We start from the raw sequence: 22,296 nt of genomic DNA, 5'->3' as shown, positions 1-22,296 counted from the left end.
TACTTAATCTTTTTTAGGGGGGGTCACTCCTCATCAATCCCCATAGCCTTTTTGATCTTCTTCACAGCGTGGTGATAATTGGCTTTGAGTGCACCCTCACTGGTGTTGGTAATTTCAGAAATCTCCTTGTAAGGGAGGTCTTGAAAATAGCGAAGCTCAAAGGTCAGCTTTTGTTTTTCTGGTAGTTGGTCTATCGCTGCCATAAACTGAGCTTCTGCAAGGTCGCCATCAAAGTAGGGGTCGCTCATAAGCATCTGAGTGAGGTCATATTCCTCAGTGGTTAATGGTAGCCGTCGCATCTTCTTCTCCTTACGGATATGTGAAAGTGCCTCATTGGTAGCAATACTATAAAGCCAAGTGCTCAACTTTGATTGCCCCTTAAACGTACCGATATGTCGCCAGACCTTTACAAAGGTATTCTGTAGCACATCATCGGCCTCCTCATGTCGGTAGACAATACGACGGATCACCGCATACAACTGCTGGGAGTAGCGATCTACCAAAAAGCTAAAGGCCACCTCTAGGGTATCGGGATGGGTGAGTAGCTTCAATAGTTCCTCATCGGATATATCGTGGGGGATATTCATTTATCGGCTTCCTCAGCTTGCTTTTTATCTTCTGATGTATTTGGACTTCTACGCAATTCGGGATAGTCTATGCGAGAGTGATACATATTGCGCAGCTTATCTATAAATACGAACTTTGTGGTCTCTATATCGCGGAAAGTGAGCGGTGTATTTTTGAGATAACCATCGGTCATGATACCATCAACGATCTTATTGACATGATCTATCAGTACCTGCTCGGTAATTTCCTTGAGACTTCGGGAAGAGGCTTCCACAGCATCGGCAAGCATCATCACACCCTGCTCTTTCGTCCATGGGTTGGGTCCTGGATAGTGGAAGATACTCTCATCAATCACCGCATCGGGGTTTTCATTTTTATACTTGATGTAGAAGTACTTAGTCATCCTCAGACCATGGTGGGTGCGGATAAAGTCGATGATGGGCTTTGGAAGCTTGGCTTTCTCTGCCATTTCGATGCCATCGGTCACATGCTTGATAATAATGCGCGCACTCTGATAGTAAGAGAGCCGGTCGTGAGGGTTATTAGCGCCCTGGTTTTCGGTAAAGTAGGTAGGGTTTTTCATCTTCCCTATATCATGATAGAGTGCCCCACTCCTCACAAGCCGCACATCACCACCGATTTCTCCAATAGCCTCAGATGCCAAAGTGGAGACATTGAGTGAATGCTGGAAGGTACCTGGTGCTACCTCGCTTAATTGCCTCAATAATGGTTTATTGATATCGGACAGCTCTACTAAGCTAATACTAGATATATACCCGAATACTCGCTCAATAACATAGACCATCAAGTAAGCAAACATCAGGAAAATGAAGTTGATCACGAGATAGAATAGAATATTCCAATCCATACTCTCTGGCACTCCCTGACGGGCAATCAGCATGGCGTAGTAGGAGACAACCATACCAAACAAGGTGGCAAAACTGGTACGAATCAAGTCGCTGCGCTGCGAAAGGTTTCTCAGAGTAACCAATACAATTTGTCCCGCAATCAGCTGAATCACCACAAACTGTAGAGGAGATGGCACCACCAAGGCAGCTAGTAGCACCGTAACTAAGTGGGTGATAGAAGCGGTACGGCTATCAATAAACACACGTACCTGTATCGCCACGATACTAAATGGGATCATATAGGTGACTGCAGGCTCAATGGGGACAAGGATATAAGCCAAAGCCACCAGCAGGGAGACATTGAGAACTAAGAAAACAGTGTTCTTTATCTGCTTTAATAACTCCTCCCTAAAGGCGACAAGGTAAGAGAATAGAACTAAAAACAAGAAGAGGATCAAGAAGAATTGACCAATCAAAAGGACGATGCTCTCAGCGGTGGTGGTAGAAGCGTGTTCAAAAGCTGTGCGATACCCCTCCAAAACCTGATAAATTTCGGGGGTTACCACATCGCCTGTACCAACTATTCGCTCTCCTTTCTGTACCTCACCTACTATATCCGTTACCGTTGCCAACCTTGCATTTTGCATCTGATTGGTCTTATTCTGGTCTAGCACTAGGTTACTGCTGAGGTACTTCTCTATATTAATCTGCTGCAACACCTGTGGGCTGAGGTTGTGAGGTGCGCTTTGCATCGCATAGTCATACGCCATCCTCGCATTAAAGATATCATTGGCATCTTTACGTATTGCCACATTCATCTCATCCACCACGAAGATATAACCGCCCTCTTGGCTGGCTAGCAGGTCATACGCATCATTAGAGAGAATCCCTCTATCGTATATCTCATCTAGGATCTTATGGATATACTGTATATAGTCACTGGTCACTTCGCCACCTAGCCGGCCTTCTGTAAAGTCCTTGGTGATTTGATTTTTCGCCGAGAGTTTTACAGAGCTACTCAGTGTGAAGTAATTGATTTTAGTGCGTTCGATACTATCTCGCTCCAATACTTTCTGTGCGTCACTCTTATACACAGGGAAGCTATAGGGTGCCGTGAGCACCCCTTCATACCTCCAAGGCTGACCAATGCTATAGTCGTACTTAAACTTTAGCTTAGTAGGATAGAGCAGCGTCATCAAGACGGCTGCCACCACAAAGATCAAACCACTTTTTATTTTACTAGATTTATATAGAGCCATAAGGAATAGGTATCTAAACGTGTCTATCTAGCTACTAGATATACCACTTATCAAAATAGAAGAAGATTTTTTTGGATACACTCCCACAGGTGAACATTAATCGGTCACCTGTGGGAGTCTTATCCATCTTTCTTAAGAAAAATACAAATACTTAGCTTCCATCCCCCTACGACGGCGGGCACTAATTAGCGTATTTCGCATCAGAGAGATAATGGTCATAGGCCCCACGCCACCAGGTACAGGAGTAATGTAAGAGGCCTTAGGAGCCACTTCGTCGAACTTAACATCGCCCGTGAGCTTGAATCCACTCTTGCGACTAGCATCGGGCACACGAGTAGTCCCTACGTCTACCACTACTACACCCTCCTTAACCATATCACCGGCAAGGAATTCTGGCGTGCCAAGGGCAGCAATGATGATATCCGCCTCACGAGTAATCGCAGCGATATCCTTAGTCCTACTATGGCAGACCGTCACTGTCGAATCTCCTGGATAGGCCTTGAGCATCATCAGCTGTGCCATTGGCTTGCCTACGATATTACTTCTACCGAGCACCACACAGTGCTTGCCCTTTGTCTCAATATTATAGCGCTTCAGTAGCTCCAAGATACCTGCTGGTGTGGCAGAAACAAAAGATGGCAACCCGATACTCGTTTTCCCCACATTGATAGGATGGAAACCATCGACATCTTTATTAGGGTTGATTGCCTCAATAATCTTTTGCTCATCTATATGCTTAGGAAGGGGGAGTTGAACGATAAACCCGTCCACACTATCATCATTATTCAAGCGATCTATAGTATCAAGTAGCTCTTTTTCTGTCACGCTGTCTTCAAACCTAATCAGCTCATCTTCAAAGCCTAGTTCGTGACCCGTTTTCATCTTAGAGGCAACGTAAGTCTCGCTACCACCATCATGCCCCACCAGTATTGCCACCATCTTTGGGGGCTTATGCCCAGCAGCAACAATCTCTTTTACCTCGGCAGCAATCTCAGCCTTCATGTCAGCTGAAATCTTTTTGCCATCCAATAATTGATAATTCATAGTTTGATATTTTACATTAACACGTTCTATTGATACAACAAACGATGTCTACAAATGGTTGAGGGCACTTACCTTCCTCCCATTTGTCGCTTCAAGGCACCCATATTCATACCTCTCCGACCACCTTTTGCACCGCCCATCAGTTGCATCACCTTGCGAGCCTGCTCAAATTGCTTCAGTAGCTGATTCACTTGTGCCACCTCCACACCACTTCCAGCTGCAATACGCTTACGTCTATTACCATCAATGATTTTGGGATTCTCCCGCTCCTCGGGGGTCATCGAGTAGATAATAGCTTCAATTCCCTTAAAAGCATCATCATCCACATCAAGGTCACGGATCGCCTTACCTACTCCAGGGATCATCCCTAATAGGTCCTTAAGGTTACCCATCTTTTTAATCTGTTTGATCTGCTCTAGGAAGTCATTGAAGTCAAATTGATTCTTCTTGATCTTTCGCTCAAGTTCCTTAGCCTTCTCCTCATCGTACTGGTCTTGCATCCTCTCTACGAGCGATACCACGTCGCCCATTCCTAGGATACGATCCGCCATACGCTTAGGGTGGAATACATCAAGAGCATCAAGTTTCTCACCCGTACCGATAAACTTAATGGGCTTCTCCACTACCGAACGGATAGAGAGAGCTGCACCACCACGGGTATCGCCATCTAGCTTGGTAAGTACTACTCCATCAAAATTAAGACGGTCGTTAAACTCCTTAGCGGTATTCACGGCATCCTGACCCGTCATAGAGTCCACCACGAATAGAATCTCAGTAGGATTCACCGCCTTTTTGATATTGGAGATCTCCTCCATCAGCACCTCGTCAACGGCCAAACGACCCGCTGTATCGATAATCACTGTGGTGAAGCCCTCCTTTTTGGCCTTCTCAACGGCATGCTCAGCAATCTCTACCGGATTCTTATTACCCTCTTCAGTATAGACAGGCACATTAATCTGCTCGCCCACTACCCGGAGCTGCTCAATAGCCGCAGGTCTGTATACGTCGCCAGCCACTAACAGAGGTTTCTGACCACGTTTATCATGCAGATACTTCGCCAACTTACCCGAGAAAGTAGTTTTACCAGATCCTTGCAGACCGCTCATCAATATGATGTTGGGCTTTCCATCAAGTACTAGCTCCGAAGTCTCTCCACCCATCAAGGCGGTCAGCTCATCATGGACAATCTTCACCATCAGCTCACCTGGCTTTACAGCTGTGAGCACCTTCTCTCCGATGGCTTTCTCCCTTACTCTCTTGGTAAAGTCACGTGCGACATCAAAGTTAACGTCCGCCTCAAGAAGTGCAATCCGTACCTCCTTAATGGTATCGGCAATATTTAGTTCTGTGATAGAGCCCTCACCCTTGAGGTTTTTCATCACTCTATCCAATCTATCCGAAAGATTATTAAACATCTCTTACTCTTAGAAATATATGATTTTACTTACCTCGCAAATTTACCAATTATTTTGCACCTCACTCAGGAGTCGCAATAGTGAAACCTACTATGCTCTAAAATTGGAAGTAGATAAAAGGTTGCACGCCTATGGAGCGGAACTGAACAAGGATGATAAAGACAATAGCCAATAGCATAGCCTGACCCACGAGAGGTAGGCGTGTCACAAACCCTTGAATGTTGCGACGAACGACCGCAGGTGTAAAGTGAACTAAGAAGCCTATTGCCATAAGTATGGAGACCACTTTATAGCCCACAATGAACTGACCCGCCACCTCGGGGTGGAACTCATGGGCAATCATATCCAGCATTACCCAGACATCCGACAGATTTTCCATACGGAAGAAGATCCAGGCAAAGGCAACAAAGTGGAAGGTGAGTAGCACCGAAAAAAGGCGCACGATAGGATTCATCCCCTTCCCAGTAGGTCGCAAGAAACCGACAAATGAGAGCAACCACTTATGCAGAGCAAGTGCCAAGCCGTGCAAGCCACCCCATATGATAAACCTAAGGCTAGCCCCGTGCCACAATCCTCCAAGCAGCATGGTAATCAGTAGATTGATATAGGTGCGTAGCTTGCCCTTCCGATTACCTCCGAGCGATATATAGAGGTAGTCTCTAAGCCACGAGGAGAGCGAAATATGCCACCGTCGCCAAAATTCAGTGATGGTAGCCGATTGGTAGGGGAAGTTGAAGTTGATGTTAAATCTAAAACCCAACCAAAGTGCTATCCCAATAGCGATATCTGAGTAGCCCGAAAAGTCGCAATAGATTTGGAGAGAGTAGCCATAAACCGCCATCAGATTCTCAAAGCCTGTATATAGAGATGGAGCATCAAATACCCTATCCACAAAGTTGAGGCTGATGTAATCAGAGATAACGCCCTTTTTGAGCAAACCGAAAAGAATCAGATAGAGGCCTTCGCCAAACTCCTCCCGTGTTACCACTGGAGTGCGGTATATCTGCGGGATAAAATCTTTCGCCCTCACGATAGGACCAGCCACCAATTGGGGAAAGAACGAGACGTAAAATAGGTAGTCCACCCACTTGCGAAGTGGCTTGATCTCTCCACGGTAGATATCAATCACATAGCTCATTGATTGGAAGGTGAAGAAGGAGATCCCAACGGGCAGAAAGATATCAAACTGATGTGGCTCAAAGGGAGTACTCACCCACCCTAACCACTCCCCAACACCATAGAAAAGGGGACCAAAAGTATTGTACAGAAAGCCGGTGTACTTAAAGTAGCCAAGCATTCCAAGATTAAAGACAATGGAAACCAGCAACCACCACTTTTTGCCTTGACCCGAAGCCAAAGAGATACGGCGACCAACTAGAAAATCAACCGTAGCGGTGAGGATGATAATAGCAGCATACGCGCCACTACTCTTATAATAAAAGTAGAGCGAGAAGAGCACCACATAGATAATCCTCGCCATCTGCCGATGCCTCAGAGCATAATAAATGGGGATAAAGCAGAGGAAGAGAATCAAAAAGAGCCCACTATTGAAGAGCATTGGTGCCTCGGGCTGGTATTTTAGCAAGTCTAGCATATGATGTACAAGGGTATGGATAATAGCGTTGATCTCCAATCAGTCACAGCCTATTTTTGTCTCGTTTTATCTTGGTAAAAGAGAGGCCTTTGACGCTCCAAGTAACGCCTAAAATCACTCAATAGTGCATAGGCAATCGCTTTACCCGCCTCATCATACCCCTCTCTCGTCAGGTGTACTCTATCTTTTGAGAGCCAACCAGCATCGAGCAAGGCATCTGCTTTAGTTATTCCACCGAAAGCACTATAGAGATCTATATAGCCACAACCAAGACTAGAAGCCACCTGCTCTAGCATCTTAGCGACATCGGGAGCATAGCGACTTACCTCCCAGCGGTAAACTCTTCGGCGCACCCTTTTGGTTGTATAGGCTGAGATAGGAGAGGTAAGAATAATGGCAGTAGAGGGTAATGTTCGCTGCAAAGCACTTACAAAGCTCCGCACCTCACTCGCCAAAAGGTCTGAAGAGAAACGATTGACCAGCATATCATTTGTTCCTAATGATATAATAAGCAATTGTGGTCTCAGCAGATGCAATTGCTCTATAAAGTTGTGCTGATTGAATGTCGCATAAAAAGCCCCATTATAGCCAATGGTATGTAGGAGCGGACCAGGATAGCCATTCTCCAGACTAGCACCATACCACCTTGCCCCTTTCGGAGCTACTAGAGTCAGTGACGAGGCGGGTAGATACAGTCTCAGCGTATCGGCAATTGGTTGTTCGACTGTAGCTAATAAACGTTGCGATGGGCTATCTCCTTTGAGATACAATGGGGGTGTTGAGGCGTCCCGAAATACCACCACCTTCTTTATCGGAAAGTAGTCGGTCGCCGTTATCTCTACTTCACTCATACCATTTGCAGTAAGGGTAATACCTGTAGGGCTAGGAGAGTCAACATATTTTCGTGATGTGATAAAACTCCCTGACCACCCACTCTTATTGCCTGATATCTTAGCTGGTTGGGGCTGATTGCTACGCAGAAAACGGTAGGGAGCTACCCACCCTAAGCCACCAATTCCAAAGTAATCATCAAAAAACTGACGGATAGGCATACTAAAGTAGCCCCCTTGTACGTGCGAATCGCCAAGATGAATAATAGGAGTCGTCTCACCATTCATAGGCGAAGCACAGAGTTGCCAGAATTCATCCAAATAGCCTTCGGGAGCTTGTAGGGTACAGAGCTCCACCTTCAAAAGATCAAGCTTAGAGGGCTTTTGGGCTGCAACATTTGGACAAAATGGAAGCAACAACAGCAGAAAAGCCATATGCAATCTACTAATTCTCATCTTCTTCTACTCCTCCACCAACGAAAGATAAAGACGCTTAGCGAGTTGTCTTCCACCAGCTCCACTGAGATGGGTATAATCCTTCGCCATCCACCCTTTCTCTACTAAATTCTTCACTCCGCCAAGTTCCTGTATTACCTTGTAGGTATCCCAGTACAAACAACCCTCCTCTTTAGCCAACTTCTTTTGAATCGCGCGCACTTTATAGACCCCCTTAAGCGTGGTGACATTACCCTCTTCAATAGTTGCTCTATCCGAAACGGAAAGCAATAACACAACTGCATCAGGATAGAGTGACTTGATATGCTCCAGACTCTTCTTCATCTTCCTATAATACCAGTAGTAATCATCCCCATTTTCCTCGGTAGAAAGTGCATTTAGCCCAAACGAAAGAATAATGAATCGGTAATCCCTCACCCCGCTCATCTCACTGCAGAGAGCATCATTCAGGCGAATCAGCTCACCTCCAGAAGCACCTCTTCGACTCATATTATCTACAGAGACTCCCGAAGCTCCATCCAAGTAAATGCCGTGAATATCTATATCATCGCTCTGCACACTGAGCTTGAGAGAAGAGATATTTTGCCCTCGTTCTTCCCATAGAGCTAAAGCACCATCAGCTGTAGCACTCAAATCGTGTGAAGAGACAATGGTATCATTAATAGTGGTAGTCAACACTGAGACCGATTTGCTTTGGTAAAGCAATGCAACCCGATCTACTGGAGAACGCATCTTAAAAGCTACTTCTCCACTGCCTGAGAGGTGGTCATACTGACCTGATGCAGTATACACCCCCTTCTCCAATAGAGTATGAGCTTTCCATTGTCCACTAAAGCGATGCTTGATTGAGGTCCGGAAACGTGCCGTAGGAGAGGTCAAAGGAAGGTACCCCACCCCCTTTCCGCCGTACTTCTGCTGGAGCATACGCCGAAGGTCGGCTACCAATATATCGCCCTCAGTAAAAGAATCGGAAAAGAAAGCAATGTGTAAAGGAGTAGTCCCAGAATCCTCAAGCCACTCGCGAAGGCGAGTAATACCATCACAATTGGGTGTATAGTCCATTAGAATAGAGAGGCTATCGCCCGATTCCTCTATCAAAGGGGTCTCTTCGACACTCTCTTTAGGGGAAGGAATAGAATCACTCATAAAGGAAGTCTCATCAAAATGATCTTCACTATCCGGACTAGGAATAGACAAGTCGATATCCGCATTTGAGCCGATGGCTTCTTCTGCCCCCTTCGACTTAGAAAACAAATCGCCCAATGGATTAAATACCTTAACCTCTCCATTCACCTTATTCAAAGCGAAAGAGATCAAGTAGGCCAATCCAATTGCCAGCAAACAGACTAAAAAGCTCCGAAAGAGCCACCCCCCTTTAGACCAATTACTCATCCTCAAATACTGCTACCAAAACCATCGCCAAAGGTACCACTTTTTCACCAAAGAAGCCCCTCCTCACCACCAATTACCATAAGGCTGATACACAAGTAGACAATAGAATAAAAACCATCTAGATAGAGCAACACTCTCATCTAAGTTGGTGGAACTCGAGGATATCGAGTAGCTTGAAGAAGGTGCCGTTGATGTTTTGGTGCCAGCTCTGGTGGAAGTGACCATAGCACCAGTAGGAGATGGGGTGATTGGCATCTTTAAGGCATTGATATAATTGATCCATTGTAGCTCTCTCGACATTCACATCTTCCATTAGGTTTTCGTCCTTTAAGCACCACGACGCAAGACCTAGCTTGCTTTGTAGCTCACAAAATGAGGGAGCTGTATGGGTAATGACGGCATCTACTTTGAATTTCTCTCCTATTACCGATAGCTTTTCAGTATCTAGGATAGGAGATTCATTTTCCCAATAATAGTTAGGCTCTAAAGGGTCTTGATCACTTGGTGCGGGGAAACGCCCCTTATTTTGCTGCCATGCCTTTATTCTGTACTGTCTATCTATAGAGATGGCACCTCCTACACATAGGATCGTAAGTCCAGCCGCCTGAATAATAGAGTAGTCTGGCACAGCGATAAATCGCTTGTGGTTGATGGCCTTTCCATCAAAGTAAGCTGGATTGTCGTGATTACCTCGTACAAAAACGACCCAATTATTGCTATCATTCAGTGGCTTACGATGACGCTTAGCCACTTCCTTATAGTAGCCTATTTCATTAAACCCAAAGCCACAGTCTCCAGCAACAATTAGAAGCGTGTTCTCCAATTGATACTGCAAACATAGCTTTCCTATCATTCCATTAAAGTCTCCATGAATATCCCCACAAACCACTACACTCTTGGCTTCAGGAAAACTCAAATGATAGATATCTTTTTGCCCTATTGTCTCTAAATTGTTACTCATCTGGCTTTATTCTTTTGGCGACACTCTGCTCTCCTCATTGCCCTAAATTCACCTAATAATTGGACATGTGACCTTCTCTTTGAGAAGTCGCTGACACTTCCGAAACTGCGTCCCCCTTTTGCTTCTCACTCGAAAGCCTATAGCTAAAATCATATCAAGGGCATAGAAAGTTACCTGATAATTCTTGCCATCAGAAGCAGTTGTCAAATAATCTTTGACAACTGAATTTGCATCTAACTCACTCTCCTCCAATATGTTTGCCACATGATAACTAATGGTTTGTTTAGAGGTGGCAAAAAGTTCTGCCATCTGATTTTGGTTCATCCAGATGTTTCCGTCCTTTGCATAGAGGATTACACTCGCTTTGCCATCATCAGTATTGTATATGATAATCTGCTTATCTTTCGCTTGCTTCATAGTGTCATTTTGTATTCTACTTTAATATAGTACTTATATTAAGAGGAAATCATCTTCTTCATCAGTAGTCTTATCCATAATTCCAGAAGTGTCATTTTGATACTTTTCTATTGATGTTGCGATCGCATCTAAACTCTTCTGAATAGTGGCATACTGATTTTTACTTTCAACCAGGACTTTGTAAATATCATTAATACCATTAGCCAAATCATCTTTGATAATTAAGGAACCAAAGAAATAATCCTTTAATCTTAGTACCTCATCAACAAAATACTTATCGTTATAAGTCCCAGAAATAGCAATCGGCATATCAAGATGACTATTGAGCCACTCAACGAACTTTGCACCATCTATTAGTTCCTTCGGTTGTTCAAAAGAATGTGTTCCCCCTGCACTCCATGTGCCTGACAAATAGAAGTATTTGCTTTCACTGGCGCCAATAGTAAATGACTTGTCCGTAAAGCTAGTATAAAGCTCTCTAATATACTTAACAAAAAGGGACTCTATAAATTCATCTGAAAATCTCAGCTTAATATTGTAGGCTGGCTCTTTCCCCACATTTGAAACCTTTAATACTATGAGATCATTTTTATGTGCCAAGGAAAAAACTAATCGTGCTCTTCGTTCTTCGTTCCATTGTCTTTTTATTTCATCCAACTGCTTTCGATTTTGCCTTAGACTCATCGAGGTATAAACAATCATAATAAAAGAAGCTGCTGCCCCTAGATAGCTTGCCCAAAAATAAAGCCAATCCACTGAGGAACCCACAATAGGGAACCCCCACCTTTCAGACACGTCTAATGAAAGTAAAATATTAAGACCAAAAGGCATCAATACAACGAGAACAATAAACAACCCTATCAACACATTTTTATTCATACACAAACTTTGTTTTTTTTAGTCATTCATCGGTTCAAATACCTGTGTGCTACTCCATAGGTAAAGCGATAAAATCATTTAGTTCTTTTCGACGTTCTTGCCACGTAGATAGGCGATCAGTAAGTAATTGGATAAAGAGCTTATTGTGACTAGGGACTATTAAATGGCATAGTTCATGAATAACCACATACTCTATACATGGGACGGGGACACGTGCTAACTCCAGATTAAATATCAAATGCCTTCGCTTTGTAATACAACTGCCCCATTTTCGTTTCATCTGCTTTACTTCCCAAGTAACGTTTTCCTCTCCATACATTCTCGCGAGCCTAGGCACCATCTCCCTCAACAGTGCTTTTAGCTCACCTCTCGCATACTCTTGAAGAAGCGCCTCCCTATTCTGTATAGTGGTCAATGGCTGAATACGCATCACCAACCATTCTCCTTTCCGCTCCACAAAGTGGGTTGTATTTGGCACCTCATCGATACGCAGACGATAACGCTGTCCCAGTAGATAATGGCTTTCTCCATTGATATATTCCCTCTTCTCTTGCCTTGCTTGAGCAGCAATTTCCTCTCTCTGCTTACATACCCACCCCCACTTTGAAATCACAAAAGTGTAAATATCCACTTCATTCAGGTAGCGGGGAGCAGAGATATGCACCCGACCATCAGGAGGATATACAGATAGATGGAGATTTTTTATCTCTTTACGCTCCACTTCTATTGGCACACCATCAATGATCATCCTGCTCCTTTCTTATCTCCTCTTTATGAGCGACACAGATGTTATATGCCGTATCCAGCATCTCTTCATCGCCATTGACCACTTCACTTAGCTTTCTTCTCAGTGTTCTACTAAAATTATGATTATCCTCAAATCCTGGTGCTGCATAGGTTATAGCCGTCTCATTAACCTTCAGAGCCAGATCTGCGTTCCGACCCAAATTGTCATAAAACGCCATCTTTACTTCCGTATCAATACGTGGATCACTTGCCTTTTCTCCTTGCCTAAGAGCGTTATTCAGGACTACTATCTGCCTCAAAAACTCCTTGTACTCAATTGTTTCCGCCCTCATCTCCTTTAGCAGACGGTTCAGTTGATCAGCAAGGCGCTCATACTCTGCTGGATTTTGTTCCCGTTTACGATTAATTACTCTACGGCTATTAGCCACTAAAGCCTCCGCAACTCCTTTCTTTCCTCCTAGGGTCGACTCATTCTGAGCTTCCACCTCGTAGCTACCATCCTTCTTAACGATGATATCAAGGAATGAGAAATCATCCATTTTCTCTAGCACTTCACTCCTTGCTGCATCAATATATTGGTCAAGTAGATAGCGCATCTCTGCATCATAGCTTGCCATATCCACGTAGTCGCTACTCCTAAGTTGTATAGCCTTTAATAGGTTATAGTAATCTTGTACTTCATTGTGTATATCCGTGCTCTCCTTTCCACTATACCCTGCCTGCTCCATCTCCATAGCTAGGTCGGAATACCTACGGACTAAGCGATGGATGAGGTCATAAAAAATCTCTCTTCGAGCGGCAAATTCAATCACTTGTGCTTGCTTCTCCTCTTCATCCATATCAGGTTCATAGCAGAAATAAGCAAAGTACTCTTCTTGCTTCCTTTCTGTTGAAATATTCTGCAGAAGCATTCTCACTGCATTCAGGGCTTCATCAAGATCCTTTTTCCCTTGCTCCAGTCGTCCCTTCATCAATTCTGAAATCTCCTGCTTGCCAAAGCCTCCTTCAGTGACTTGACCATTGGTATAATCCTCTATTGCACGCTCAATAAATTCGAATAGCTTCTTATAGTCCACAATATAGCCATAACTTTTCCAAGTACCATTGACCCTATTGACACGACAGATGGCTTGGAATAGATTGTGATCTACCAACTTTCTATCCATATATAGATAGGTAGCACTTGGAGCATCAAAGCCAGTAAGAAGTTTATCACAAACGATTAAGAGCTTCATCTTTTCTGGTTCATCAATAAATTGCTGCTTGATTTGCTCTTCAAAATCATCTGGCTTCAAATCACCCATCATCTTCTTTGCAGACTCATACTTAAACTCCTCCTCCGTCTTTTTACTACCCGTATAGCCACGACTCAATTCAATGGAAAGCGGCTCATAGCTAGTAATCACAGCACAATGCTCTCCAAACCCTTTATCCCGGAATACTTGCCAATACTTATAGCACTCATAAATGCTATCGCAGACTAGCATCGCATTGCCGTATCCTTTCTGCAATGCCGGCTTGGTCTCCATATCGAAGAGGATATCCCCCACAATACGCCCAATTCGCTCCTCACTACTATAAATACTCTTGAGGGTGGCCCACCGCTTGGTGAGCTTTTCTTTTGCAGAGGGGTTCAGTCCTTTAGTCTTAAGGTCAAACTCCACCTCCAGACGCTCTTCACCTCCCAGCTTCTGCGGAACATCGCGAGCCTCATACCTCAGGTCCAAAACCACCCCATCTTCCACCGCCTCATCATAGCGGTAGGTATGGATATAGGGGCCGAAGCTTTCTTGACTACTCATCCTCCTCTTCTCCTTACTTGTGAGCAGAGGTGTGCCAGTATAGCCTATTAGAGTCACTCCATCACCCATAATGCGCTGCATCGCCTTGTGAAGAATACCACCTTGGGTACGATGACACTCATCTACAAAGACAAACAAACGCCCCTTCGGCTTAAATTGCTTGCCAAAAATCTGCTCTATATGATTACTCACCTCCTCCATCCACATCTCAGGCGATCGTTTGATCATTCTTTCAAGTTCACTCCTTTCATTAGTATCCTCACGCACCACCGAAGGGACAAACTTATGAATCAATGTGGTAATAATCCAAGGAGAGGAACTATTGAGCTTATGTAATAAGTCATTACCACTGGTCGCCTGATAGTCGTGATCCTGATAATTAATAGGGACCTGACCACTTTCCCTCAATCCTTTAGTAATCTGCTTATCCAGCTCATCACGGTCGGTGATGATCACTACTCGCCCTTCGCCAATATTTTCTTTGATCCAGCGAGCCAACCATACCATAAGCAGGCTCTTGCCAGACCCCTGCGAATGCCAAATGATACCCCCCTCGTGCTTAACTAGGATACGTTGCTGTGTTGCTTTGAATGCAAAATATTGATTTGGTCGGCATATTTTCTTGATACCGCCATCATAGATGATAAGGTCGTGAATCATCTCAAGGAGCCTCCAAGGGGTCACCATCTGCAACCATCCACGAAGGAGATCATCCTTTACTTCGCTGTACATCGGAAATATATTATTGAGGTCATCGCTATCCCCTGTCATCTCCTTCCACTTTAGGAAATACTTCTCCTCAGTGGCCGTAGTGCCATAATAGAGCCCCTCGCTACTACTTCCTGCCAATACCAATTGAATCGTGGTGAAGAAATGTGGTATCTCACCAGTTTGCTGGTTACGGTAGCTCTGCCGAATGCCCTCTTTTACAGAGACAGAAGAACGCTTTAGCTCAATAACCACTAAAGCAATGCCATTGACATAAAGCACCATATCAGGGCGTCTCGTGGAGCTACTCCCGCCACTACAAGGGACAGTGACCTCCTCAGACAATTCAAAAACATTATTTTCCCATTGCTCCCAATCAATATATTCCACTCGCTCTTGTGGTCGACCAGTTCCTCCATAGACAGAGGTGCCATACCGGAGCAGATTGTACACTTTCTCCCCTGCATCCTTGAGTTCCTCCCATTTGCTACAGCTGTGAACCGCACTCGTAAGCGTATTAATTGCCCTCTTAGCTACCTCATCGCTCTTTCCGCGGTCCACTATGCACTTTCTCAGGACCTTCTCCCGGATATTGCTATTCTCTACCCCTCCTAGGTCTCCGATATACTTTATCTCACGAAGATACTTGCCTGTAATCTGCTTAATCTGCTCTTGCGAACAGCGCTCCGTTTCAACTATTCGGCTCATAATAGACGTGTTTTTCCAGTTAATAACTCCTGCATCGCCCCTTGCTTAAGCTGTTGATACTTCTCTATCAGTTGCTCCAAGTCTTCAATCTCCTTATCCATATTGGAGAGAATACGGACAATTCGCCTCTGCTCATCAATTGGAGGAATAGGGAAAGGTTGCACTTTTAGGAGTTCAATATTTACAGCTGCGAAAGTACCTATATTAACATTCAGTTTGCACCAGCTATCAATAACAAAAAAGTAATAGTATGCAAACATAGGAAGAATAATGTTTGTCAGCGATTCACGAATTTTAAAATTCGTGAATCGCTGATTCGCTAGCGAATCAGCAATTAGCAATGCGTGCTCTCCTATTGTAGCAGTTGTGGCCATAATAATGGATCCTGATTTGAATAAACCTTTTCTATTAACCGCTTCGGGGGTTATGTGAAGAATAGAATCCTTAAGAATCCCTCCATTCGCTCTAATATCTTCCATTTTAAACCATGGTATCGTCCCATTCTCCCAATAATCAGCATTTGAGGTTGAGGGGGTATACCCGTTTCTCATTTCAAATATATTTGCGATAAAATCCCATTGAACATTCTTCTCTTTCTGTCCTTTAATTGATAAAGGAAAAGTAAGCAACTCATGCATTGCAGCACTCTTAATCTGCTTTTTCTTCTCCAAGAGAGCAGATAGATTCTCTATGTGTTGATCAAAATGGCTAAGTACTTCTGCTATTCGCTTCTGCTCCTCCAGCGGAGGATAAATAACCTTTAAAGTCTTGAGGTCACTTTTGGTTATAGAATACACCTTGGTGCCTTGAAGCAAAGGGATAATATGATTATGAAAAAGCGTTGAATTAATTAAATACCCGAGAAACCCATTGTAATAGCTTTTGAATGGACGTAGCACAAAGGTGTGTAAGCCCCCTTCCACTTTCCTATCTCCTATATTAATTATCTCACAAGATTTTCCTACAGACTCATCCTCAGCTGTATCTGCCATAACGATATCCCCGTCACGAAGAAATTCTTTTGCTCTCCGACATATACTCTCGTTAATATATGGTAGAGAAAACTTTGACAAGTCAAGAACTTCTGGGAACTTTACATGTATATCTCCATAATGAACATTCTGAACACTTCCCACGACAGTAAGTTGATCTCTAGATAAAGTGTTGTTTCCAAGAAATTTGAATTCGTTCGCAATAGTTTCTACCTCCCAGTCACGAGGGATGGGACCGATCTCCGTATTCTGAAAGTTGGTCTCTTTGCGTGCATGAAGCAATGCTACAGGGTTATCGTCTTTTCTTGCCATAGATCATAGTGATAAACCAAGTGTTTTAAGGTCATTAAGCACCTTATTATAGGATTCTTCTGCCGCATGCTCCAGTTCTGAAAGGGTGGTAGCGTATCGTTCAGATAGCTGATGGAGCTCTTGTATCACACCTTGTATACTAGATACCATCAGTGCATCCAATCTGCTTTTCATCTCACTCATCCACTTCTTTTCAAAGACCATCTCCCTTACTTCTAGCTCAGTGAGCTTAGGGTACTTTGCTTCAATATCCTTCGTTAGCTTTTCTTTTTCCTTTTTCAAATTGCTAGCAAGCTTCTTTTTCTTATCTGCCAATGCCACATACCTCTTCCAAGCTGCTAGCTCCTCAGGGGTCTGCTCTTTTTCATTACCTTTCTTTGCACCCTCCTTATATAGGTTGCGCACATTGGTCTCGGTGACTTGGTCCTTGGCGTTCAAAGCCCTATCGAAGAGCTCTTCATCCTCAGCCACCAAATCAGCCATCATCTCCTCCGTATCAGCCATACGAGACTCCAGCTCCTCTATCTCACGACACTGCTCTGGGAAATAGGTCTGTGCCACAATAGGTATGGGTAGTAGGTCACAAGTGAGATGCTCGTAGGTATAGCTTTTTCGCGGAGTCTTATTTTTGGTGAGTGGTATTTCAGTAGCCACTTTCCAGCCATCACGACTGATGATATAGAGATCATCCTGCATTGTCTCCGCCCAGTAGTTCATCAATGCCTCATAGACATCATAGGCATCTACCAAAGTTTGGTGCGACTTAAAGAGGGCTAGGATTGATTCACTCCAAGCCGAAATAAACTCCTTTGGCACACAGCCGATACCAAGCTGAGGCATGCTATCTGCCACAGTCTGCTGCCACTCTTCGAAGTCGATATCATAATAACCAACCTGTCTCTGATATGAATCATCATCAATGATAGCTTTCTCAATATCCTTTGTAGCCATAGTGGTTCGCTCCAAGTAACCACTTTCGCTCATTGGCTGGAATAGCTTATCTCTTAGCGTTGGGCAGACCGTCCACAGTTGCTCCATAGCCTCTACATCCCTTACTGGAATACCACCATGTAAGTGGGCATAGAGGTCGTGCTCTACTTCCTTACTGCGTGGTGCGATGTACCTAGAGATATTAAGGTTGTACCCTTCGGACTCTATCTCTTGATAGCTTACCATACGAGCGTAGTGGGGCACCTCCTTCTTAGCACGCCATACATCTACTACTCTACGTATATCTTGTTCACGCAGACGGTTCTTGGCTCCATCCTTCTGATATCCCTCCTTGGCATCTATCATAAAGATGCCCTTTGAGCCCTTTGCCATGGACTTATCAATAATAATGATACAGGCAGAGATCCCTGTGCCATAAAAGATATTCGCTGGCAATCCAACAATACCAGAGATGTAATGCTTATTGATGATGTTCTGACGGATCTTTGCCTCTTCTCCGCCCCTAAATAAAACCCCATGAGGTAGAAAACAAGCTGCCTTTCCATTGGGGGCAGTAGAGCGAATCAGGTGCATCAGGAAAGCATAGTCGCCATTGCCATTGGGTGGCAACCCTACCTTCTCATCACTTTTACTCCATCTTCCAAAAGTGTCATCATCAAGAGCAGATTTCTGCCACCCCTTGAGCGAGAAAGGAGGATTGGCGACACAGTAATCAAAGCCACTTCGGAGTGTTTCAGACGTCTGTAAATGATATGGGGCGTTCAGTGTATCTCCTAATCTAAGATCGTAATTTATTACGCCATGAATAATCATATTCATCTGTGACATATTGAGGGTAGCTAGGTCTTTTTCCTGACCGTAAATAGCCGTAAGAGCAGCCTTGGACTCATCAGCAGCCCGTAGCAAGAGAGAGCCACTCCCTGCTGCCATATCATAAATAGTAATACAATTGCTCTTGTCAGAAGCGATATCAAGCAACTTTGCTGCAAGTCTACTTGCCTCTGCTGGGGTATAAAACTGTCCCTTGGACTTACCACTCTGAGTGGCAAAATTACGCATCAGGTATTCGTATGCGTCACCAATTAAGTCGTCATCTGCTGCACGGTTGCTACTAAAATCAAGACCAGGGTCCTCAAAAATAGCAATCAGATTACTCACTGTGTCAACAAGGTCCTTACCCTTTCCTAGTTTATCCTCATTGTTAAAGTCGGCATTACTAAAGAAGCCAATTCCGAGACCAAACTCCTTGGCAATTTTCTCGAGTTTCTTATTGAGTTGATCACCAATACCAGTTTGGTTCTTGATCTTAATAATATCATCAAAAGCGCATCCCTGGGGAATTTTGATAGCGTTCTCATCCTTTTTCCGCTTGTCGCTAATGTACTTCCAAAAAAGCATCACCAATACATAATCTTTGTATTGAGATGCATCCATACTTCCCCGAAGCTCATCACAACTCTTCCAGAGTGCCCCATATAGTGCCGACTTTTTAATCGCCATATCTACGTCATTGAATGATTACTAACCTACGCAAATATACTCAAATTGATTAAGCTCCACCCTTTTGAAAATTTATAATAATTCCAATGCCTTTGCTACAATAGGAGTTAGTTGGTTTGCTGCTATTCCTACAGCGATCCCTTTAATCGCATTAAAAGCCATTCTTAAAGTGCTTTTACACCAAGTAGGTTTCTCACACGCTTTCGTTATGATATCAACAGTTGTTCGTAAATCCTGATTATTAATATTACTTACTTCTTTTTTTAATTCAGTTACTAATTCTTGAAGTTGCCTTTTCCTTCCACCATCGCTAATATATTGTATGCTATCATTGTCTATGATATTCCCAGTTACTACTGAACCATTACCTGTATTAGCTACTACAGCATTAATATTATACGTAGTCAAAATTTGTCTTATTTCTTTTTGGCTATCAATATTTGAAAAATTAACGCCTGCATGAATCTTATCATCTAGCTCCAAGAAGAATGCTAATAACTTAGACTTAAACGCATCCACTATTCCCAATACGGCAGATGCTGGAACCTCTTTAAAAACTCTAGTTACATTTCCATTTACATACTTACTCACTTCAGAATATACTTGAATGGGACAAGTCATAACTAAGTTTTCACTCTTGTTATCACTACAAAGAGTTTCTATTTCTGATAAAGGACATGTAATTGCCTGTTGAGTGATTAGCTTATTAATTGCTTTATCCTTGAATGAGTCCATTGGTAATGGATAGTTAGATACTATACAGCAATATGGCTGATGGATATCTGCTTTTACAACCACATTCAACACCCTATAATCTGGCACATCCTTTGAATTTTTATAACCGCACTGCTCATTATGAATCCAATCTTGAAACTCTTTATTCTGCAACTTTGATCCTAATATCTGAGACTTCAGCAATATACCCTTTATAGGTTTATCATCTCCTAAATCCTTTATTATATTATCAATTAAATTCGTCATGGACTTTCATACTAATTGTTATCGGAACTCTATCAATGCTTGATCGCTATCTCATTATCTTATTAGAATACTCTAAACTTAGTTACAAATAAAAAAGTTGCTTGTGCTTGCGACCCAAAGCAGTTGTAAACCATCTTAGACAACTGCATCTTTCGCTTGCTCCATAGTGTTGATTGCTACCTATCTCACATAATAATTGCTCTTTCTCTCTCTACAAATATAACCATTTTAACGCATTAAACAGCAGTTAATGGGATGGTGACCATGGGTTACGCATTAGAAGGTTTTCCCGTATGGTTTTTAGCGAGTTGTCTACGAGAAAGGACCTCGGCAGAGGTCCGTGTTAAATAGGCACAGGTCGGAGGGGCGTTAGCCCCGAACGACCTGTGTATAAGAGCATTTCCCCCAGCTCCATGACCCCGGCAGAGGGGTCAGACCTAGATCGGGTTGTCCGATCCCTTAGCCGGGGTCGTAAGAGTGTTTTGTACATCGTTATACACAGTTCTTCGGCACTGCGTGCCTTGACCTGTGCCTATTTAACACGGACCCCTCAGCCGGAGTCCTCCCCTATAGACACACCTATGAATGTCCTACGGCTAGGCTTTTCTGATACTGTCCCTAAAAAGTGTGTAAGCCCCAATAATGCTATCTTTGTAAAGTTGTGAATTAATAACAAAATTGATAGACATTAGTATGAGACTTACACGAGTGCAAGTTAAGGAAATTCTTTCAAACTTTATAATTGAAGGGCAAGGAATTAAGGGATTGATGGAGCTAGTTGTAGAGATCGTGATGGAAGGGGAACGCGAACTTTACAAGGAAGATACCGGAGATGTTAGTAATGGCTACCGAGGTCGTCGTATTTTTGCGAGTGGTAATATGCTTGAGTTACGAGTTCCTCGGACACGTCAGCGTGGTTTTATGCCCGTTATTTTAGGGGTATTAAAAGAGCAAGAGAAAGAGATGGGAGAGGTTGCGAGCTATCTCTATAGCTGTGGTAATACGATGAAGGACATCTCAGGTGTTTTTGAGCGTTTGTATGGCAAAAGTTATAGCACGAGCCAAGTTAATCGTCTTGCTCTCTCCACGCAGAAGGCTGTCCTAGAATGGCGTAAAAGGGCGCTTCCAAGTGAGCTGGAAGCACTTATGATTGACGCAACATACCTCCCAGTAAGGCGAGGAGATAGCGTTAGCAAGGAGGCGTTCTTTGTTGTAATGAGCTTGGATGCAGATGGTCGTAGAGATATCGTTGGAGTGTACAACAACCCCACGGAAGGAAGTGGCATTTGGAATGCTTTCTTTGATGACCTAAAGTCACGTGGACTAGAGAAGGTTGGTCTTATTGTCTCCGACGGGTTAAACAATATTGAAGAGGTGGCTGAGCGTCATTTCTCTGGAGTGGAGGTGCAGCTCTGTAGTGTTCACCTTCAGAGGGAGATCTGTAATAGAGTTCGCCCTAAAGATAAGAGAGCCATCAGTTCCAAGCTGAGCGAAGTGTTTCGTAAAAACGACCCCAAACGTACTGTTGAAGACGGAGTCGAGGACTTCTCGAAGTTTGCGAAAGAATGGCAAGAGCACTATCCATTCCTCTCAAAAATAGCTGATGGAGAAAGGATATACTATTACTTTACTTACCTGAAATATGACGTAGTAGTGAGACGATATATTCATAGTACCAACTGGATAGAGCGCTTTAATCGGCAAATAAAGAAAGGAGCGACATATAAATGCGCCTTTCCAAGTGTTGATTCTGCACTTCATCTGGTAGGGAGCATCGCCCTTAATTCCTCCTATTTAGGGAGGCGAATAGGCGATCTGATAGGTGGTCTGAAGAAGCTATAACATTCAGAAAGAGAACGAGATGCGCTTTACTTCCCAACACAAAGCTATCAACCAAAAAGAATACGGCAAGGCGGTGTCTCCGCTGCGCTAC

At 43.6% G+C, this 22,296-nt stretch carries 16 protein-coding genes; 1 reads left to right on the top strand and 15 read right to left on the bottom strand.

Going from position 1 to position 22,296, the window contains the following annotated elements:
• Positions 1 to 23: 23 nt before the first annotated feature.
• The 15 genes from MWL85_RS02640 to MWL85_RS02570 all read right to left on the bottom strand — a co-directional run bounded on the left by MWL85_RS02640 (position 24) and on the right by MWL85_RS02570 (position 20,363).
• On the bottom strand, positions 24 to 587 hold the full coding sequence (locus tag MWL85_RS02640; RefSeq protein WP_244401310.1) for an RNA polymerase sigma factor: 564 nt from the start codon (positions 585 to 587) through the stop codon (positions 24 to 26).
• Positions 584 to 2,674 (bottom strand): HD family phosphohydrolase, encoded by a 2,091-nt coding sequence (locus tag MWL85_RS02635; protein ID WP_244401309.1) that lies wholly within the window; start codon positions 2,672 to 2,674, stop codon positions 584 to 586. Before MWL85_RS02635 ends, MWL85_RS02640 begins: the two co-directional genes overlap by 4 nt.
• A gap of 132 nt (positions 2,675 to 2,806) precedes the next feature.
• Positions 2,807 to 3,718 (bottom strand): bifunctional methylenetetrahydrofolate dehydrogenase/methenyltetrahydrofolate cyclohydrolase FolD, encoded by a 912-nt coding sequence (gene folD / locus MWL85_RS02630; protein ID WP_244401308.1) that lies wholly within the window; start codon positions 3,716 to 3,718, stop codon positions 2,807 to 2,809.
• A gap of 68 nt (positions 3,719 to 3,786) precedes the next feature.
• Positions 3,787 to 5,133: a signal recognition particle protein gene (gene ffh, locus MWL85_RS02625; protein ID WP_021903283.1), complete on the bottom strand. Its 1,347-nt coding sequence runs from the start codon at positions 5,131 to 5,133 to the stop codon at positions 3,787 to 3,789.
• 97 nt (positions 5,134 to 5,230) lie between these two features.
• Complete coding sequence (locus MWL85_RS02620; RefSeq protein ID WP_244401307.1) at positions 5,231 to 6,727, bottom strand: MBOAT family O-acyltransferase; 1,497 nt, start codon at positions 6,725 to 6,727, stop codon at positions 5,231 to 5,233.
• A 50-nt stretch (positions 6,728 to 6,777) separates the two neighbouring features.
• Positions 6,778 to 8,013, bottom strand: a complete 1,236-nt coding sequence (locus MWL85_RS02615) for a GDSL-type esterase/lipase family protein (protein WP_244401306.1) — start codon at positions 8,011 to 8,013, stop codon at positions 6,778 to 6,780.
• Positions 8,014 to 8,019: 6 nt separating this feature from the next.
• On the bottom strand, positions 8,020 to 9,405 hold the full coding sequence (locus MWL85_RS02610; RefSeq protein ID WP_244401305.1) for an SGNH/GDSL hydrolase family protein: 1,386 nt from the start codon (positions 9,403 to 9,405) through the stop codon (positions 8,020 to 8,022).
• A 136-nt stretch (positions 9,406 to 9,541) separates the two neighbouring features.
• A complete protein-coding gene (locus MWL85_RS02605; RefSeq protein ID WP_244401304.1) occupies positions 9,542 to 10,366 on the bottom strand; it encodes a metallophosphoesterase in 825 nt (274 codons plus the stop codon).
• Positions 10,367 to 10,414: 48 nt separating this feature from the next.
• Entirely contained in the window at positions 10,415 to 10,783 is a 369-nt protein-coding gene (gene rhuM, locus MWL85_RS02600; protein WP_018027843.1) for a RhuM family protein, read from the bottom strand.
• A 33-nt stretch (positions 10,784 to 10,816) separates the two neighbouring features.
• Positions 10,817 to 11,662, bottom strand: coding sequence for a heme exporter protein CcmD (locus MWL85_RS02595; RefSeq protein ID WP_244401303.1), 846 nt, complete (start codon positions 11,660 to 11,662; stop codon positions 10,817 to 10,819).
• A gap of 49 nt (positions 11,663 to 11,711) precedes the next feature.
• Positions 11,712 to 12,410, bottom strand: a complete 699-nt coding sequence (locus MWL85_RS02590) for a M48 family metallopeptidase (protein ID WP_018027845.1) — start codon at positions 12,408 to 12,410, stop codon at positions 11,712 to 11,714.
• The gene (locus tag MWL85_RS02585; protein WP_244401302.1) at positions 12,400 to 15,627 is read right to left on the bottom strand and encodes a type I restriction endonuclease subunit R; all 3,228 of its coding nucleotides are present in this window, start codon (positions 15,625 to 15,627) and stop codon (positions 12,400 to 12,402) included. The genes MWL85_RS02590 and MWL85_RS02585 overlap by 11 nt, the downstream gene beginning before the upstream one ends.
• On the bottom strand, positions 15,624 to 16,931 hold the full coding sequence (locus MWL85_RS02580; protein WP_244401301.1) for a restriction endonuclease subunit S: 1,308 nt from the start codon (positions 16,929 to 16,931) through the stop codon (positions 15,624 to 15,626). Before MWL85_RS02580 ends, MWL85_RS02585 begins: the two co-directional genes overlap by 4 nt.
• Positions 16,932 to 16,934: 3 nt before the next feature.
• Positions 16,935 to 19,382, bottom strand: coding sequence for a type I restriction-modification system subunit M (locus MWL85_RS02575; protein ID WP_018027848.1), 2,448 nt, complete (start codon positions 19,380 to 19,382; stop codon positions 16,935 to 16,937).
• Between the two features lie 72 nt (positions 19,383 to 19,454).
• On the bottom strand, positions 19,455 to 20,363 hold the full coding sequence (locus tag MWL85_RS02570; protein ID WP_244401300.1) for an AbiTii domain-containing protein: 909 nt from the start codon (positions 20,361 to 20,363) through the stop codon (positions 19,455 to 19,457).
• A gap of 693 nt (positions 20,364 to 21,056) precedes the next feature.
• Here MWL85_RS02570 and MWL85_RS02565 point away from each other — a divergent pair.
• Positions 21,057 to 22,205 (top strand): IS256 family transposase, encoded by a 1,149-nt coding sequence (locus tag MWL85_RS02565; protein ID WP_244401299.1) that lies wholly within the window; start codon positions 21,057 to 21,059, stop codon positions 22,203 to 22,205.
• The last annotated feature ends 91 nt before the right edge of the window (positions 22,206 to 22,296 follow it).

Origin of the sequence: Porphyromonas somerae (assembly GCF_022845615.1) — a bacterium.
Taxonomy (GTDB): domain Bacteria; phylum Bacteroidota; class Bacteroidia; order Bacteroidales; family Porphyromonadaceae; genus Porphyromonas_A; species Porphyromonas_A somerae.
The sequence above is the reverse complement of the archived record's forward strand: the minus strand, read 5'-3'. Positions and strand labels throughout refer to the sequence as shown.